This window comes from Polaromonas sp. (genome assembly GCF_043778355.1).
Lineage (GTDB): Bacteria > Pseudomonadota > Gammaproteobacteria > Burkholderiales > Burkholderiaceae_C > Polaromonas.
Genome location: NZ_JAYWHI010000013.1, coordinates 45144 through 59197, shown reverse-complemented (window position 1 = coordinate 59197; position 14054 = coordinate 45144). Strand labels below are relative to the sequence as shown.

The window sequence follows — 14054 nt, the reverse complement described above, 5'->3', positions numbered from 1 at the left end:
GCGCCACGAAGCATCAGAGGCTTTTATTCTTCGCCGCCTTCATCACCTCTAGGCACTTGTCGTTATTTTCAAAAGAATAGGCGAGTACAAGCTTGCCGTCGGAATGTCCGTCGGCCATTGCGTCCAGCTCGATCATGCTTAAACCCGGCGGCAATTTAACCGATCGCTTCGCCGGAATGTCCGGGCCGTGGGCATACCAGCTTGCGCCGAGGGCTCGGTCTTGCTTCTGTAATCCCGCCATAAAGTCTTGCGGATCGGTCCAGATGCTTCCCCGTTCTACGTAGTCCTTATCAAAACTCGGCTTTGCGTATTTTTCTACGAGGGCGCCCTTGACTGCCCCGTACTTATCGCGAAGCTGTTCACCAAAAACGTTCGTTTTGATGGCGTCGCTTATGCCGGTCACCTTGCACAGCCCGTGCTCGGGGGTTATCCAATACCCGTAGGCTGTGAAGTCGCCATTCGGCGCGGGCGCATCTCCTGATGTGTAGAAAAATTCTTTGCTTTTGGTCAATGCAATTGTTGTCTCAAGCTCCTTTAAGGTCATCCCTTGCTGGGTTCCAAATGGCCCAGGGTGGATCACCTTTAGCGACTTGGACGGTGGCGCCGGTACAGGAGCGGCCATGGGCTGCACCTGCGCCTGTTGCGTTTCAGCAGGCTTGCATGCCACCAAGAGCAGAGACGCAGCGCCCGCTGCCAGCAGATTGCACGATATTTTCATTTTTTTGACCTCCCTCCAACCCCACGACCCGCGTGGGCGCGGTTACTAACTGATTGATCAACGCCGCTTTCCTGAGAACACCACCACCCCGCATATGCTCCATTCGCCTTTGGGCCGGATGATGATGTTTCCGTTCAACTGGAGTAGGTACGGGCCGTCCTGATCCTCCTTGTACCGCTTCAAATTGAGTTTGTCGTTCACTCTTGCGACTACATCCTGTCCAGAAACAGGCGATTTATCGGGGTCTATGTACACGATCTCGCCTTCGCGATAGCCGTCTGCCGTGTCCATGCTGTCGCCCCTCACGGTGAGCGCGAACACATGCCTACCCATGTTTTGAAGCGGCCGCGGCAAATATTCGTCGGCGTCACCTGGCGCAAAGTTATCAGGTGATTCGCAAAAGTCGCCGGCTCGAATCCACGAAATGAGTGGCACGTTTCCGCTTACTACTGGTCTCGATTCAACATTGCTGTCGGCTGTTCTCGCCATCTGATGCTGTGGAATCGCCGTCAAGGCAATGGACGGGTTGGAGGCAAGCGGAGGAAGATGTTTAGTCGGCCCATCCGCCCTGTGCGCCTCATCTAAGACGATGAATGGCTGATTCATCCATCCTTCAGGCTTCGCGCATTTTTGCTCAAAGTGAGCTGCGGTTTTCCGGTCCATTGATCGGGGCTTGCCGGTTTTCGAATCTTTCGAAGCGTTAAGCCACTGGCTGATCTGAGCTGGTGACTTCCCCACTTTCTCAGATAGTTTTGCCTGAGACCCGGCCTCTTTTATGAGCAGCTGGAGGCGCGCCCTGTAGATGTCCTCAAGTTTTTGCATAGCGGCAATTCTTTAGCGGGCCGCTAAGAAAAGGAATTCGCGCAACGCTATTGACAACGATTAGCGCAGCGCTAATAATTGCCGTTATGAAGCTCTCAGAATACTTTGCGGGAGTGTACGGCAAGCAAGCCGAACTCGCTAAATCAATGGGAATTGCCGCACCCATGCTCAGCCAATGGGCCTCTGGAGATAGGCCTGTACCGTTAGCACGATGTCTCCCCATTCAGGCTGCAACCGGCGGCAAGGTCATGCGCTGGGATCTTCGCCCCAACGATTGGCACTTGATCTGGCCCGAACTGATCGGAACCGATGGCGCCCCAAAGATCCCCACCCAAACGTCTGAGGTGGTCAAGGTTGGCCCCGTAGCCGGGCAGACCTTCACCCGCGCCAACGGCGAAATGGTTGAGGACCAGCGAGCCACCGTCATTCCCGTTGTCGAAGTTGCTGGTGTCGGACTCGCGCCGCGTCGCTCCACCGACAAGAAGGCCTGAGATGCGCAGCACTCTCACACGCGCCTGCATATGGTTGGCCCAGTCCGCACCGATACGTTGGGCAGATGGCTGGCATGGACGGGTTAATTTGGCAATGGCCGAAGAGGTCTTTGGCGGTGGCACACCGCAACTGCGCGATGTGCTTCCTTGGGAGGTTAGTAGGTCTCGCGTGGATACCGCGCATGCATCCATGCCGCCGCCTTCGTCTGATTGTCCCGCGCATACCAGCCTGGGCCAATCTGCAGCACCAGAAGCTCCTTTACTGCCGTCCAGTCGTCCAGAGGCATCTCGAGCTTCATGTGCTGCCAAATCTGCCACGCCGGAAGGTCCGACTCCATGAATAACCCAACACCTTGCGAGTCGATCCAAAGTGGAGCCGCTGCTGGGTCGATTTTGGCTTTCACAGTGTCCAGAACCTTTTTGCCAACAGCGAGATTCGTTTTCGATAGCGACAGCAGCATTAAAAACTTCGTCTTTTCCATTATGAGCAGCCCCTTGATGAGAGTTGAAGGTGTTGGAGCCGACATTCTCACCGAGCGGGCTGCTCACCCTTTGGGGGTTATTTGAATGATCCACAGCATCAAGCCCATCAACACCCTGAGCAGGGACGAGCGCCGCGCGCTGGCCGAGGCCGCAGCGGACAACGGCGAGCAGTTGCACGACGCCTGCCCTGCTGGCCTGTCGGCTGATCAGCGCAACGAATTCCACAGCGCATACGTCGAGCGCAGGCATGCGCTGGTGGGCGCGCAAGTCTGCGGGCAGGGCGTCGAAGACTTGCAGCCAGTTTGAGTGTTTTTTCATGATGCCCAGAGCATCGTTTTTTTGGCCTGTTTTCTACAGGAATCTAGGGGAAACAATGAGTGCAGTGATTGACAGTACCCAGCTCACGCTGGACTTCCAGCCCGGTCTGACAGAGCTACGCACAAGCTGCCTTGACTGTGTGGACGCACAGATTAAGAACTGCGGCAAGCCTCTGAAAACGATTGCCGCCGACATGGACATGAGCAGCTCCGAACTGTCGCGCAAGCTGGCAGCAAACAAAGACGATCCGCGCCACTTCACGCTGGCTGACCTCGAGAAGTATCTTGCCAGCACTGGCGACACAACCCCGATCTTGTACCTCGCTCAGAAGTACTGCGTGTCCAACGTGGTCAAGCGGGATCAGGCCCTGACTGCACTGGCAAACATGGCCCCTCAAATACAGGCGCTGCTGAAAGCTGCTGGGGTCGCAGTATGACCAGCCCATTCGCATGGCGCGGCCAACCCAGCGCAACCGGCAAAGCACTGGGCCGCACCCAGACCGCGCCAAAGACGCCGCCGAAGCCGATCACCTACAGCAGCAAGCCGGCGCATGGCCTGCGGCCCGCAGAGGCCCAGCGCATTCACAGCAAGAGCAGGGCGCCCACCACTTCCATCAACACCGAGCCGGCGCGGATTGTTCGCACCAAGGGCGCGGCAATTTAACCACCTGGAGCCAACATGCAAACAGCAACCCAGACACCCGAGCCGTTGAAATTTGTCGTCCGTGACCGTGCGATGACCGCCGCTGAAATTGCCGCCACTACACCCAAGGTCGCACGGCCAAAGTCTGAGCAGCCTGAGAAATTTCACCGCGGCTGGCGCGTTGTCGGCGTGTCGCCAGAGGCGATCGCTGCAGCGCGCATCGAACGCGAAAAGGCAATCGCAAGCGCCACAGGGCACAACCAGCGCCACGCTGCTGGACAGACAACACTTCCCGTCCGCGCCGTACCAGTGGATTTTGATGAGGCTGCCTGGATTGAACGCGCGCCACTGAAGCCCGCGCGCGCGAAAAACTTTGAGATCGAAAGCGCCGCGATCCAGTGTCGCGATATGGCTCTCAAGGCTGGCTGGCTGCGCGTTGAGATGCGTGCGATCAAAAAGGATTGACCATGCAAGCCCTGACCACTGCCGCCCATGAACTTGCTCAGTGCGAACCAGAGCGCTGCCCTGTTTGCGGTGCCGAGCACTATGAGGACGAGGATTCCGAACAACTAGATCGAAGCGAGTCAATCGAGGCCGCAGCCCATTGCTGCCTCTGGAAGCGCGCGGATCATCCGACACGGTCCCGCGTCGCTGGGCGCGTGGCATCTGGGGCGAACTGGCTTGAGGCCTTGAGCTCCGAAGGGCTGTCCGCATGAACCAGCTTTCCCTATCCCTGCCCGAAACCCGCGCGCGCCGGCTTGATCCACAAACATCAAAGGCAGCCGCTACAGCCTCTGTCGAGTTCTCGGCAGGGCACAAGGCGCGAATCCTGGCCGCGCTGAAGCAACACGGGCCACGTTCAGCTCATGAGCTTTCGCTGCTGATCGGGTTGACCATTGTTCAGGTGGACCGCCGCACTGTTGAGCTTCAGCGCGCCGGTTCAATCCGCGTGCTGGTGATCGACGGCGCCGAAGTGGTCCGGCATGGCTGCAGGGTGTGGGAGGCAGTCGCCTGATGTCGGAAGAAGTCCAAAAGGTTGATGCCTGGATGCCGCTGTGGATCGGCGCGTATCTGGCTGACACTACGCACCTTTCACGGGACCAGCACGGCGGCTACCTGCTGCTGCTGATCGCGTACTGGCGCAACCGCGGGCCGTTGATTGACCAAGGCGAGCGCCTGTCCAACATCTGCAAGGCAACGCCGGCAGAGTGGAGGCGCTTGCGCCCCTTGCTGGTTGAGTTCTTTGAAGAGCGCGACGGCACATGGGTGCACGGTCGAGCCGACAAGGAATTGGCCGCAGCCGGTTTGAGGAAAGCGGCTGCTACAAGCAAAGCCAAAGCAGCAGCCGAAGCACGGTGGGGGAAGACCTCAGAGCATCCCCGAGGGAGTGCTCCAAGCATGCCACAAGCATTGCCCAAGGACATGCTTAAGGATTGCCCTACACCATCACCTACTGAACTACGTTCAGAAAAACCAACTGCTGACGCAGTTGTCAAAAAACGCCGGACGACTTTCCCGGTTGAATTCGCGCCGAACGAAGCGGGGCTCTCTGCAGCCATTGGCCTGCCGCTGGCGCAGGAGCTCGAAGCCTTTCGCAACCACCACACCGCGAAGGGCTCGCTGATGCTGGACTGGCAAGCCGCGTGGCGAACCTGGGCGGGCAACGCCCGGAAGTTTGGCAAGCCAGCGGCGCCGTCTGGTGAGCCTGGCTGGCGCCGCGACGCCCGCGAGCGCATGCAGGCCGCCGTCCCCGGCATTGCCGAAAAGTCCGGTACGCCGGCCCATGAATTCTTTGAACTGGAAGCAAAAAATGTCTCTACCCCTGCCTTGGGTCGATAAGATTTTCGACAAGCTGACGCTGGTTTACGGCCGGACCTTTCTGGACCGCTGGGCCGGCTTGGACGTGGCCACGGTCAAGGCCGATTGGGCGCACGAACTGGATGGTTTGGACCGCAGTCCCAAGTCGATCACCTACGCGCTGCAGCACCTGGACCCTGACCGGGCGCCGACCGTGCTGCAGTTCCGGGCATTGGCGTACAAGGCCCCGGCTGAAACGCCGGTAATGATCGCCGCCCCACCGCCAGACGCCAAGACCATTGCCGACAACCTGATGGCCATGGCGCCAGCGCGAAAGGCGACATACACAGACCCTAAGGCATGGGCGCACAGGATCATCGCGCGCGCAGAGCAGGGCGACCGAATCAGGCCGTACACGCTGAAATGCGCTCAGGACGCGCTTGGCATCAAAACGGTGGCCGCATGACCATCGACATCCGCCTATCCGACCTGACCGCCCGAACGGTGGAAGAGGGCAATTGCTGGCTGTGGGCTGGGCACGCCACACGGGGCACCGTGCCGCAGTGGAACATCGGCGGGAAAGTCCGATCCGCGCGCCGCGTGGTGTACGAGGCCAAGACGGGCACACCGGTCCCCGACTCCCTGCTGATTTTTCCCAAATGTGGCAACGCCCTTTGCGTGCATCCAGATTGCCTGGTTGCGCGGCATGAAAGCTGGCGTCCGACGAAGGGCCGGCCGATTGCTGCCGACCACCGCGCGCGCATCGCCGCCGGCAAACGGGCGGCCAGCAACCTGACGATGGAAATCGCCCGGATCATTCGCGCAAGCACTGAGCCCGGCCCGGTGTTGGATGCGCGCTACGGCCTGTGCGCCGGTAAGGCTTCGCGGATTCGCGCGAACCGCTGCTGGGTCGACACGGCCAGCCCATTTGCCGGACTGGGGGCGCGAGCATGACGTGCGCCGCCTGTCAGGACTTCGCACGCAACCGGCACAGCGGCAGCTACCGGACTGGCTGCCCGGATTGCACTGCCCGCCACCTGTCGCAATCACCAGCCTTTGCCGAATCAGCCAAGAACGGGAGCATCACCCAGGCCTACCGCGCGGCGCTGGACAAGGCATTCGGCGCCGATTGGCTGACTGGGCATGCCGAGGTCAAGCGGTTCGCAGGGCTGGTCAAAGGGGCGCCGCTGTGATCCGCATCCTCCTGCCCATCCGCATCGTCAGCGTGGCAAACCTGCGCGAGCACTTCATGGCCCGCGCCAAGCGTTCAAAGCTGCACCGGTTAACTGCCAGCACCATGCTTCGCGCTTGGGGCAAGCCCCCAGCGCTGCCCGTGACCGTGACCATGACCCGGATCGGCGAGCGCACCCTCGATACCGACAACCTCTCCGGTGGTTGCAAGGCGGCACGGGACGGGATTGCCGACTGGCTGGGCGTTGATGATGCCGACCCAGGCGTGACGTGGCTCTATGCCCAGACGCCGGGCAAGCCGAAGGAATACGGGCTTTTGGTGGAGGTGACTGCGTCATGAAGATTTACATCGCGGGCCCGTGCACCGGAATACCCGAATTGAACTACCCGGCCTTCAATGCAGCGGCCGCGCGGCTGCGCGCCGAGGGCCATGAGGTCATCAACCCAGCCGAGAACCCGGCACCGGCCTGCGGATCGTGGGTCGGATACATGCGCATGAGTGTTGCCCAGGTAGCAAGCGTCGACGCGGTTTACATGCTGCCGGGCTGGGGGACTTCGCGCGGGGCGATCCTGGAACACCTGATCGCAAAGCAGCTGGAATTGATCGTGCTGGAGGGTGCATGAGCCAAGCCCTACAAACCGTCTTCATCGACGAGTCACAGGCCATGGCGGCGATCCGTGGACAGATCGCCCCGTACTGCAAACAGCGCTGGGCAGAAGGCTGCGGCCGACTGAGCGTGAAGATCGAGCCCGAAGAAGACGTGAAGACCGTGCAGCAGGGCAATTACCTCTGGGGTGTGGTCTACAAGGAAATGAGCGAACAGGCGCAGATCGGCGGCCAGAAATACACCGCATTGGCATGGCATGAGCTGTGCAAACGCCAGTTCCTGCCGCGCGTGAAGAAGGTCAGCTACGTGGCAGGGCGCAAGCGCCCTGTGATCAGCACGACGATCGGCACGACAAAAGGCCTGGGCATCCGCAAGATGAGCGCGTACATCGAGGCGTGCCTGGCGTTCGGGTCGGTAGACCTCGGCTGCCGGTTTTCGCTGGCCCGCTGGCAGGACTACCGGCCATGACCTTCCGCCGCCAACCCCTACCAGAGCGCAAGCCCATAGCATGGCCGGGCCCGCAGTCGTTCGCGCCGGCCCCGCGCTGCGACGGTGCAGGGCTCGCGCAGCCGAAGGGCGAAGCCGCGAAGCCGGGCAAGCGCGCCCCGACGGCTGCCGAACGCGCCTGGATGGACTTCATCGTCACCTATGGCTGCATCGCCTGCCGCCTGGACGGCATGACCCCGCGCCCGACTGCCGTGCACCACATCCTGCGCGGCGGGGTCCGCATGGGGCATCTGCACACGATTGGCTTATGCGATCCCGGCCACCACCAAAACGGCCTGCAATTCGGCATGGTGAGCCGGCACCCATGGAAACAGCAGTTCGAGCAGCGCTATGGGACCGAAAGGGATCTGCTGGAAATCCTGCGAAAAGAGTATGCAGCCCATGCTGGATGGGATTTGCCAGCTATCAAACTAGGAGCGTAAATTGCCCATTCCGCAAGACATAGACCGCCAGCAGGCCGAAGCCGCCCGCCTGATCCGAGTCGCACTGGAGGAACAGCGCACTCCGCTCTGGCGGGACCGCAAGAAGGTGGTCGCGCAGGAGGCATTCGGCAATTACCGGGCATACGTGGAGGCCGGTTTCACCGATTCGCAGGCTCTTTGGCTGTGCCAAATCAGGCCCTAGCCCATGTCAGACAAGCCCAAGCAGCTACCAAATCAATAGCAACATAAAAGGACGCCATGGCAGAAACCACCGATAAACCGGGCATTGAGGAAACCTACTCAAGCGCCGTGACCAGTTCAAACCTACGCATGGAGGTTCGCGAGGACAGCCCGAACGGTGCGGCGGGCCTGCTGATCGCCGTCGGCTGGAGCCCGTCCCGCCTGGGCGCCGCCTTGATGCGCCTGCACACCGAATACGACGGCAGCAGCATTCCGCCTGGCAATCCCAGCGCCACTGATGTCCGGCTGCTGCAGATCGGCCTGAAGACCCTGCCGGCAGTGCATGCCCAGATCACGCACCAGGCCGGGCTGTGGGGCATGGAGCATCCCGGCGAGGTGGCGACCGCGGTCATCGCGTGGTGGCTGGCCAAGTCCTGCCGGGCCTGCCGTGGGCGCCAGTACCAGACGATCCCCGGCACGCCCGCGCTGTCAAACAAGGCCTGCAAGGCATGCGGCGGCAGCGGCGAATCGAAGCTGCACCATGGGCAGGCAGGGCGCAGGCTGGCGAACTACATGGACGACTGCGTGAGCAGGGCGCAACAAAATATCAAAAAGCGCTTGCAAAGATAATCAGTTCGTGCACAATTGCAGCCGAGGTTTGCAGGAAATGCTGATTTCCTCGCACTCGACTACATGCCAAGCGCCCAATCAGGTCCGTCCTGAGCGGTAGAACGTAGTAGCAGAGTCGCCTCCAGAATTCCCCGAGCCACCCATGCGGTGGCTTTTTTTGTTTCCGCGGCTTGTCCACGGGGGCAGTTGGCCTTCCAAGCCGACACGGCACGGTTCGATTCCGTGAAGCCGCTCCAGAATGCGGGCACCGCCCACACCGTCCATCCATGCGCCGCCGCTCGCAGAGCACAGGCTGCAACCCTCGATTACGGCGTGTGCCCCGCTTCTTTAATCACGAACCAGCTAAGCCCATAGCTGGCTGCCCCAGGGCAGGCTCCGCATCGCTAGTGCCTGGGGCTTGCAGGGCACGGAACACCGCAGTCGCGCAGCAGTGACCATCGCTGTCAAGTCGAAATGCGCGCCAGAACAAGGAAACCTCATGAACCTCATGAACCGCATCAAAGGCACGCGCAACGCATTCAGTGTGGCTCGCAGCTTCGGTGTTTCTGTGGGGATGGCTGCTGTGTTGGCGGCTCGCTACCTGGTCACAGGGCGCACCGGACGCTATCGCATACGCCCATTCGCATGAGTCTGCAACGCCTGAAGCCCAGGCTCGCCACCCTGAACACCCAGCGCCTGACAGCGCAGCCCCTTGAGACGCAGCGCCTGCGAGGCAGCGCAGCAGTCAAGCGCCGGTCAACCTTCCTTGAGCGCAACCCGCTGTGCGCCGAGTGCTCGAAGCAGGGAAGGGTGCACATAGCCCAGGTCCCCGATCACCGCATCCCCTTGTGGGCTGGTGGTGCGGATGACCTGGAGACGAACGGCAACCCGCTTTGCTTCACTGACCACGACGCCAAGACCAAGTGCGAGGCGCGGATGAGGGCAGCAGGCGGATGGATGTCCACTCCCTGCCAATGCGGGCAGCACGAAGGCTGACGCACCAAGACAGGGCAAAGGGGAGGGGGGAGGTCAAAGTCTGGGGCCGACGCCCTTGGAAACCACTCAGTTCCTCACGCGCAGAATAAATCTCCCATGGAGGGCGATGTTAATGGCTCTAACAGGCAAGAAGAAGCAGTTTGCCGAGGCCGTTTTCGCTGGTAAATCCAACAAAGACGCGGCAATCGCTGCGGGCTACAGCAAAGCCACCGCAAGCCCGGCCGGGTCCCGACTTGTTAAGGACAAGGATGTGGTCGCCTACCTGGCAAAGCTGAAGACTTCGGCTGAAACCGGTCAGCCCGTCCCGCCCGAGCCGGGCCCGACCTTTGACCTGGGCGCCGCCATGCTGCACAAGGACCCGCGGGTCTTCCTGCTGGCGGCCATGAACGACATCGAGCTCGCGCCGAAGCTGCGAATTGATGCGGCCAAAGCCCTGATGCCCTTCGAGCACAAGAAGCTGGGCGAGGGCGGCAAGAAAGAGCAAAAGCAGGCTGACGCCCAGAAGGTGGCCGGCAGGTTCAGCGCCGCCGCACCGCCGAAGCTGGTGGCCGCTGGCGGCAAGAAAGTCGGCTGACGGTGGACTGGAGCACGGCATGCCCTGACTGGGCGGAACGGCTGACCGCGGGTAAAAGCATCATCCCGCCGCCGATCTACCCGGATAAGGCCGAGCAGGCCCTGGCCATCTTCAAGCAGTTGCGGGTCGTTGATCTGCCCGGTAAGCCGACCTTTGGCGAGTGCAGCGAACAGTGGGTTTTCGACTTCGTGGCCGCCATCTTCGGCGCCTATGACGGGGAAACCGGGAAGCAGCTGATCCGCGAGTACTACCTGCTGATCAGCAAGAAGAACACGAAATCGACCATCGCGGCCGGCATCATGCTCACCGCGGTGATCCTGTGCTGGCGCCAGGAAGAGGAACACCTGATCCTGGCGCCGACGAAAGAGGTCGCCGACAACAGCTTCAAGCCAGCGGCCGGCATGATCCGGGCCGACGAAGAGCTTTCTACCCTGTTCCACGTTCAGGACCATGTCCGCACCATCACCCACCGGGTGACGCGGGCGTCGCTGAAAGTGGTCGCCGCCGACACCGACACAGTATCTGGCAAGAAATCCGGCCGGGTCCTGATTGATGAGCACTGGCTTTTCGGCACGCGGGCCAATGCCGAATCCATGTTTATGGAGGCGACAGGCGGGCAGGTTTCGCGCGAAGAGGGCTGGGTGATCTACCTGACCACGCAGAGCGACCAGCCGCCGGCCGGGGTGTTCCGGGAGAAGTTGCAGTATTACCGCGACGTGCGCGACGGCAAGATTGTGGACAAGAAGTCCTTGGGCGTGCTGTACGAGTTCCCCCAGGCGCTGATCGAGTCCAAGGGTTACATGGACCCGGCCAACTTCTACATCACGAACCCGAATATCGGGCGGTCGGTGAGCGCCGAGTGGCTGGAAGACAACTTGAGGAAAAACCAGCCGAAGACGGATGGAGCATTTCAGCAGTTCCTGGCAAAGCACCTGAATATCGAAATCGGGTTGAACCTGCGCACCGACCGGTGGGCCGGCGCCGATTTCTGGGAGGCGGCTGCAGAGCCCGGCCTGACGCTTGATTGGCTGCTGGACCGCTGCGAGGTGGCTGTGATCGGCATCGACGGCGGCGGGCTGGATGACTTGCTGGGCCTGGCGGTGATCGGGCGAGAGCGCGAAACCCGGCGCTGGCTGCACTGGGGCCACGCCTGGGCGCACAAGATTGTGCTGACCCGCCGGCCAGAAATTGCGCCGCGGCTGACCGACTTTGCCCGCGACGGCGATCTGACGATGGTTGATCGACCTGGTGACGATGTGACGGCGCTGGCTGACATCGTGTGCCGCGTGCGGGATGCTGGCCTGCTGCCCGACAAACAGGGCATCGGAGTTGACGGCGCCGGCATTGCTGATGTGGTCGACGAGCTTTCCGGCCGGGACTTCAACGCAGACCCCGGCGGCGACATCGTTGCGATTTCTCAGGGATGGCGGCTCAACGGGGCCATCAAAACGACCGAGCGCAAGGTGGCCGGCGGCGAGTTTGTCCATTGCGGTCAAGGCTTGATGGCCTGGACGGTCGGCAACGCGCGGACGGTGCAGCAGGGCAATGCCATATCGATCACCAAGGCAGTCAGCGGGACCGGAAAGATCGATCCGCTGATGGCTGTTTTTGACGCTGTATCGCTGATGGCGCTGAATCCTGTCTCGAACAGCATCACACAAGGTTTTGTAGAGCTATGAGCATCTTTTCCCGCATCGCTGCCGTGTTCACCGGGCAGCGGGAAGAGTCGCGCCTGCAAAACGTCACCTACGGCGAAAGCATCCAGGAGGCCTTCGGCGTGAAGCCGGGCGCCGCCGGCATGACCGTATCGGCCACCACAGCCCAGCGCGTGTCCGCCGTGGCGGCGTGCCGGCAGAAGATTGCGGGGTCTATCTCGACGCTGCGCCTGGACATCCTGCAGATTAATGGCGACACAGAAGTCAAGTTGCCGCGGGATGCGCTCTGGTACTTGCTGAACGAAGCCCCGCACACCCAGTACACGGCGACCAGCCACTGGGAGAACAAAGTCAGCGAGCAACTGCTGCGCGGCGACGGTTTCACCTGGATTCGGCGCCGCATGAACGGCTCGATTGCTGAAATGTTCCCGCTGCCCTGGGGTTCGGTGCAACCTTGGCGCATGTCGGACGGCTCGGTCCGTTATTACATCAGCCTGCCCGAGTTCGGAATCACGACATGGCTTGACCCTGCCGACATCCTGCACTTCCCCGGCAGCGGCTTCGACGGCCTGCGCTCCATGAGCGTGATTGCCTACGGCGCGAAGAACGCCATCGGCAACGCACTGGCGATGGACGACTACAGCGGCAAGTTCTTCGCCAACGGCGCGCACCCATCGATGGTGATCGAGGCGCCTGCCAAGATGGACTCCCCGCAGGTAACGCAACTGCAAGAGTCTTTTGCCCGCAAATACGCCGGCAACGAAAACGCCCACCGCCTGCCGCTGGTGCTGACACAGGGCCTGAAGGCCAAGGAGATCAGTTTATCGGCAGATGACGCCCAGCTACTGGAGGCCCGGAAGTTCCAAGTGGTGGACATCGCCCGCGCCTTTGGCGTGCCGCCCCACATGATCGGGGAAACGTCCGGATCTTCAGCCGTTGGCGCCGGGTACGAGCAGCAAGCCCGTGATTTCGTGATGCACACCCTGCGCCTGCACCTGAAGCGACTGGAGCAGGAGCTTAACCGCAAGCTTTTCCCACGCGACACCGGCAAATTTGTGCGTTTCGACCTCGGCGACCTGATCGAGGGCGACAGCAAGGCCCAGGCCGAATACAACCGCGCCGCGCTCGGCGGCCCCGGCACCGGCCCAGGCTGGATGTCGGTGAACGAGGTTCGGAAATCAAAGGGCCTCCCGCCCGCGCCTGACGGCGACAAGCTATTCGTGCCGGTAGACCCGGCGAAGAAAGCCAGCAATGAAAATTCACCAGCTACTTAGGGACAACGCCGGCCGCGAAAAGCGCCCGGTCAACCTGGTCCGCAACGGCGCCGCCGCATCGCTCTACATCTATGACGTGATCGACGCCTACTGGGGCGTCAGCGCTCAGAGCGTGGTCGATGCCGTCAACGCTGCCGGTGACGCCGAAACGCTCAACGTCTACATCAACAGCCCCGGCGGCGATGTGTTCGAGGGCCGCGCCATCATGGCCGCCATTGGACGATTCAAGGGCAACAGCATCGCCCACATCGACAGTCTGTGCGCCAGCGCCGCCACCAGCATCGCACTGGCCTGCGGCGAGGTTCGCATGTCTGAGGGCGCGTTTTTCATGATCCACAACGCCAGCGGTTTGGTGTGGGGAGACAAGAACGCCATGCGCGAGACAGCCGACTTGCTCGAAAAGGTCGAAAGCGCCATCGTCGGCGACTACACCAAGAAAACAGGCAAGGGCGAAGCCGAAATCGTCGCCATGATGAATGCCGAAACCTGGTTCACTGCGGCCGAGGCGCTGGCCGCCGGCTTTGTGGACAGCGTCACCACGCCGGACAAAAAGGCGAAGAACACCTGGAACCTGGCCGCCTTCGGCAATGCCCCGGCTGCGCTCAAGGCGCCCGAGCCCGTCGAAGATCCGGCGCCAGAGCCTGAGCCCACCCCATCCATGACAGCCGCAAACGGCAACCGCCTGCGCCTGACCCTTCTGTAACGCTTCTCGCGCTACGAACCGCCCGCAGTCGGTCACTGCAAACAACTGGGACCTTCGGGTCCCT

Annotated in this window: 25 protein-coding genes and 1 tRNA gene; 23 read left to right on the top strand and 3 right to left on the bottom strand. The window is 61.6% G+C overall.

What is annotated here, in order from left to right:
• Positions 1-13: 13 nt before the first annotated feature.
• Together ACH2CW_RS02220 and ACH2CW_RS02215 are read right to left on the bottom strand one after the other, a co-directional pair.
• Positions 14-718, bottom strand: a complete 705-nt coding sequence (locus ACH2CW_RS02220; protein ID WP_395055218.1) for a hypothetical protein — start codon at positions 716-718, stop codon at positions 14-16.
• Between the two features lie 57 nt (positions 719-775).
• Complete coding sequence (locus ACH2CW_RS02215; protein WP_395055217.1) at positions 776-1540, bottom strand: S24 family peptidase; 765 nt, start codon at positions 1538-1540, stop codon at positions 776-778.
• An 86-nt stretch (positions 1541-1626) separates the two neighbouring features.
• Here ACH2CW_RS02215 and ACH2CW_RS02210 point away from each other — a divergent pair, with 86 nt between their 5' ends.
• Entirely contained in the window at positions 1627-2031 is a 405-nt protein-coding gene (locus ACH2CW_RS02210) for a transcriptional regulator (protein WP_395055216.1), read from the top strand.
• A 155-nt stretch (positions 2032-2186) separates the two neighbouring features.
• Here ACH2CW_RS02210 and ACH2CW_RS02205 read toward each other — a convergent pair whose 3' ends face one another.
• Positions 2187-2513: a hypothetical protein gene (locus ACH2CW_RS02205; RefSeq protein WP_395055215.1), complete on the bottom strand. Its 327-nt coding sequence runs from the start codon at positions 2511-2513 to the stop codon at positions 2187-2189.
• 85 nt (positions 2514-2598) lie between these two features.
• Here ACH2CW_RS02205 and ACH2CW_RS02200 point away from each other — a divergent pair, with 85 nt between their 5' ends.
• The 22 genes from ACH2CW_RS02200 to ACH2CW_RS02095 all read left to right on the top strand — a co-directional run bounded on the left by ACH2CW_RS02200 (position 2599) and on the right by ACH2CW_RS02095 (position 13990).
• Complete coding sequence (locus tag ACH2CW_RS02200) at positions 2599-2820, top strand: hypothetical protein (RefSeq protein WP_395055214.1); 222 nt, start codon at positions 2599-2601, stop codon at positions 2818-2820.
• 10 nt (positions 2821-2830) lie between these two features.
• Entirely contained in the window at positions 2831-3268 is a 438-nt protein-coding gene (locus ACH2CW_RS02195; RefSeq protein ID WP_395055213.1) for a hypothetical protein, read from the top strand.
• Positions 3265-3495, top strand: a complete 231-nt coding sequence (locus ACH2CW_RS02190; protein WP_395055212.1) for a hypothetical protein — start codon at positions 3265-3267, stop codon at positions 3493-3495. The genes ACH2CW_RS02195 and ACH2CW_RS02190 overlap by 4 nt, the downstream gene beginning before the upstream one ends.
• 15 nt (positions 3496-3510) lie before the next feature.
• A complete protein-coding gene (locus ACH2CW_RS02185; RefSeq protein ID WP_395055211.1) occupies positions 3511-3939 on the top strand; it encodes a hypothetical protein in 429 nt (142 codons plus the stop codon).
• Between the two features lie 247 nt (positions 3940-4186).
• The gene (locus ACH2CW_RS02180; RefSeq protein ID WP_395055210.1) at positions 4187-4489 is read left to right on the top strand and encodes a hypothetical protein; all 303 of its coding nucleotides are present in this window, start codon (positions 4187-4189) and stop codon (positions 4487-4489) included.
• Complete coding sequence (locus ACH2CW_RS02175) at positions 4489-5313, top strand: YdaU family protein (protein WP_395055209.1); 825 nt, start codon at positions 4489-4491, stop codon at positions 5311-5313. Before ACH2CW_RS02180 ends, ACH2CW_RS02175 begins: the two co-directional genes overlap by 1 nt.
• Positions 5285-5737: a hypothetical protein gene (locus tag ACH2CW_RS02170; protein ID WP_395055208.1), complete on the top strand. Its 453-nt coding sequence runs from the start codon at positions 5285-5287 to the stop codon at positions 5735-5737. Before ACH2CW_RS02175 ends, ACH2CW_RS02170 begins: the two co-directional genes overlap by 29 nt.
• Entirely contained in the window at positions 5734-6225 is a 492-nt protein-coding gene (locus tag ACH2CW_RS02165) for a hypothetical protein (RefSeq protein ID WP_395055207.1), read from the top strand. Before ACH2CW_RS02170 ends, ACH2CW_RS02165 begins: the two co-directional genes overlap by 4 nt.
• Positions 6222-6464: a hypothetical protein gene (locus tag ACH2CW_RS02160; protein ID WP_395055206.1), complete on the top strand. Its 243-nt coding sequence runs from the start codon at positions 6222-6224 to the stop codon at positions 6462-6464. Before ACH2CW_RS02165 ends, ACH2CW_RS02160 begins: the two co-directional genes overlap by 4 nt.
• Positions 6461-6802, top strand: coding sequence for a hypothetical protein (locus tag ACH2CW_RS02155; protein WP_395055205.1), 342 nt, complete (start codon positions 6461-6463; stop codon positions 6800-6802). The genes ACH2CW_RS02160 and ACH2CW_RS02155 overlap by 4 nt, the downstream gene beginning before the upstream one ends.
• Positions 6799-7086, top strand: a complete 288-nt coding sequence (locus tag ACH2CW_RS02150) for a DUF4406 domain-containing protein (RefSeq protein WP_395055204.1) — start codon at positions 6799-6801, stop codon at positions 7084-7086. The genes ACH2CW_RS02155 and ACH2CW_RS02150 overlap by 4 nt, the downstream gene beginning before the upstream one ends.
• A complete protein-coding gene (locus ACH2CW_RS02145) occupies positions 7083-7538 on the top strand; it encodes a hypothetical protein (protein ID WP_395055203.1) in 456 nt (151 codons plus the stop codon). Before ACH2CW_RS02150 ends, ACH2CW_RS02145 begins: the two co-directional genes overlap by 4 nt.
• Positions 7535-7999, top strand: a complete 465-nt coding sequence (locus tag ACH2CW_RS02140) for a Ref family recombination enhancement nuclease (RefSeq protein WP_395055202.1) — start codon at positions 7535-7537, stop codon at positions 7997-7999. Before ACH2CW_RS02145 ends, ACH2CW_RS02140 begins: the two co-directional genes overlap by 4 nt.
• A 1-nt stretch (position 8000) precedes the next feature.
• The gene (locus ACH2CW_RS02135; protein WP_395055201.1) at positions 8001-8201 is read left to right on the top strand and encodes a hypothetical protein; all 201 of its coding nucleotides are present in this window, start codon (positions 8001-8003) and stop codon (positions 8199-8201) included.
• A gap of 56 nt (positions 8202-8257) precedes the next feature.
• The gene (locus tag ACH2CW_RS02130; protein WP_395055200.1) at positions 8258-8809 is read left to right on the top strand and encodes a hypothetical protein; all 552 of its coding nucleotides are present in this window, start codon (positions 8258-8260) and stop codon (positions 8807-8809) included.
• 165 nt (positions 8810-8974) lie between these two features.
• A tRNA-OTHER gene (locus tag ACH2CW_RS02125) sits at positions 8975-9045 on the top strand.
• Between the two features lie 242 nt (positions 9046-9287).
• The gene (locus ACH2CW_RS02120) at positions 9288-9437 is read left to right on the top strand and encodes a hypothetical protein (protein ID WP_395055199.1); all 150 of its coding nucleotides are present in this window, start codon (positions 9288-9290) and stop codon (positions 9435-9437) included.
• Positions 9434-9784 carry an HNH endonuclease gene (locus tag ACH2CW_RS02115; RefSeq protein ID WP_395055198.1) on the top strand — a complete coding sequence of 117 codons (351 nt, stop codon included), beginning with the start codon at positions 9434-9436 and terminating at the stop codon, positions 9782-9784. Before ACH2CW_RS02120 ends, ACH2CW_RS02115 begins: the two co-directional genes overlap by 4 nt.
• Before the next feature lie 55 nt (positions 9785-9839).
• Positions 9840-10358 carry a terminase small subunit gene (locus tag ACH2CW_RS02110; protein ID WP_395055197.1) on the top strand — a complete coding sequence of 173 codons (519 nt, stop codon included), beginning with the start codon at positions 9840-9842 and terminating at the stop codon, positions 10356-10358.
• Positions 10359-10360: 2 nt separating this feature from the next.
• Entirely contained in the window at positions 10361-12037 is a 1677-nt protein-coding gene (locus ACH2CW_RS02105; RefSeq protein ID WP_395055196.1) for a terminase large subunit, read from the top strand.
• Positions 12034-13287 (top strand): phage portal protein, encoded by a 1254-nt coding sequence (locus ACH2CW_RS02100; RefSeq protein WP_395055195.1) that lies wholly within the window; start codon positions 12034-12036, stop codon positions 13285-13287. The genes ACH2CW_RS02105 and ACH2CW_RS02100 overlap by 4 nt, the downstream gene beginning before the upstream one ends.
• Positions 13265-13990, top strand: a complete 726-nt coding sequence (locus ACH2CW_RS02095; RefSeq protein WP_395055194.1) for a head maturation protease, ClpP-related — start codon at positions 13265-13267, stop codon at positions 13988-13990. Before ACH2CW_RS02100 ends, ACH2CW_RS02095 begins: the two co-directional genes overlap by 23 nt.
• Positions 13991-14054 lie beyond the last annotated feature (64 nt).

What these genes read in the sequence shown, in the direction of transcription:
- ACH2CW_RS02165 (WP_395055207.1), top strand. Translation starts at nt 5,734, where the DNA reads ATGACCATCGACATCCGCCTATCCGACCTGACCGCCCGAACGGTGGAA.
- ACH2CW_RS02190 (WP_395055212.1), top strand. Translation starts at nt 3,265, where the DNA reads ATGACCAGCCCATTCGCATGGCGCGGCCAACCCAGCGCAACCGGCAAA.
- ACH2CW_RS02120 (WP_395055199.1), top strand. Translation starts at nt 9,288, where the DNA reads ATGAACCTCATGAACCGCATCAAAGGCACGCGCAACGCATTCAGTGTG.
- ACH2CW_RS02160 (WP_395055206.1), top strand. Translation starts at nt 6,222, where the DNA reads ATGACGTGCGCCGCCTGTCAGGACTTCGCACGCAACCGGCACAGCGGC.
- ACH2CW_RS02195 (WP_395055213.1), top strand. Translation starts at nt 2,831, where the DNA reads ATGATGCCCAGAGCATCGTTTTTTTGGCCTGTTTTCTACAGGAATCTA.
- ACH2CW_RS02185 (WP_395055211.1), top strand. Translation starts at nt 3,511, where the DNA reads ATGCAAACAGCAACCCAGACACCCGAGCCGTTGAAATTTGTCGTCCGT.
- ACH2CW_RS02130 (WP_395055200.1), top strand. Translation starts at nt 8,258, where the DNA reads ATGGCAGAAACCACCGATAAACCGGGCATTGAGGAAACCTACTCAAGC.
- ACH2CW_RS02210 (WP_395055216.1), top strand. Translation starts at nt 1,627, where the DNA reads ATGAAGCTCTCAGAATACTTTGCGGGAGTGTACGGCAAGCAAGCCGAA.
- ACH2CW_RS02115 (WP_395055198.1), top strand. Translation starts at nt 9,434, where the DNA reads ATGAGTCTGCAACGCCTGAAGCCCAGGCTCGCCACCCTGAACACCCAG.
- ACH2CW_RS02175 (WP_395055209.1), top strand. Translation starts at nt 4,489, where the DNA reads ATGTCGGAAGAAGTCCAAAAGGTTGATGCCTGGATGCCGCTGTGGATC.
- ACH2CW_RS02205 (WP_395055215.1), bottom strand. Translation starts at nt 2,513, where the DNA reads ATGGAAAAGACGAAGTTTTTAATGCTGCTGTCGCTATCGAAAACGAAT.
- ACH2CW_RS02100 (WP_395055195.1), top strand. Translation starts at nt 12,034, where the DNA reads ATGAGCATCTTTTCCCGCATCGCTGCCGTGTTCACCGGGCAGCGGGAA.
- ACH2CW_RS02170 (WP_395055208.1), top strand. Translation starts at nt 5,285, where the DNA reads ATGTCTCTACCCCTGCCTTGGGTCGATAAGATTTTCGACAAGCTGACG.
- ACH2CW_RS02140 (WP_395055202.1), top strand. Translation starts at nt 7,535, where the DNA reads ATGACCTTCCGCCGCCAACCCCTACCAGAGCGCAAGCCCATAGCATGG.
- ACH2CW_RS02215 (WP_395055217.1), bottom strand. Translation starts at nt 1,540, where the DNA reads ATGCAAAAACTTGAGGACATCTACAGGGCGCGCCTCCAGCTGCTCATA.
- ACH2CW_RS02220 (WP_395055218.1), bottom strand. Translation starts at nt 718, where the DNA reads ATGAAAATATCGTGCAATCTGCTGGCAGCGGGCGCTGCGTCTCTGCTC.
- ACH2CW_RS02095 (WP_395055194.1), top strand. Translation starts at nt 13,265, where the DNA reads ATGAAAATTCACCAGCTACTTAGGGACAACGCCGGCCGCGAAAAGCGC.
- ACH2CW_RS02180 (WP_395055210.1), top strand. Translation starts at nt 4,187, where the DNA reads ATGAACCAGCTTTCCCTATCCCTGCCCGAAACCCGCGCGCGCCGGCTT.
- ACH2CW_RS02200 (WP_395055214.1), top strand. Translation starts at nt 2,599, where the DNA reads ATGATCCACAGCATCAAGCCCATCAACACCCTGAGCAGGGACGAGCGC.
- ACH2CW_RS02150 (WP_395055204.1), top strand. Translation starts at nt 6,799, where the DNA reads ATGAAGATTTACATCGCGGGCCCGTGCACCGGAATACCCGAATTGAAC.
- ACH2CW_RS02145 (WP_395055203.1), top strand. Translation starts at nt 7,083, where the DNA reads ATGAGCCAAGCCCTACAAACCGTCTTCATCGACGAGTCACAGGCCATG.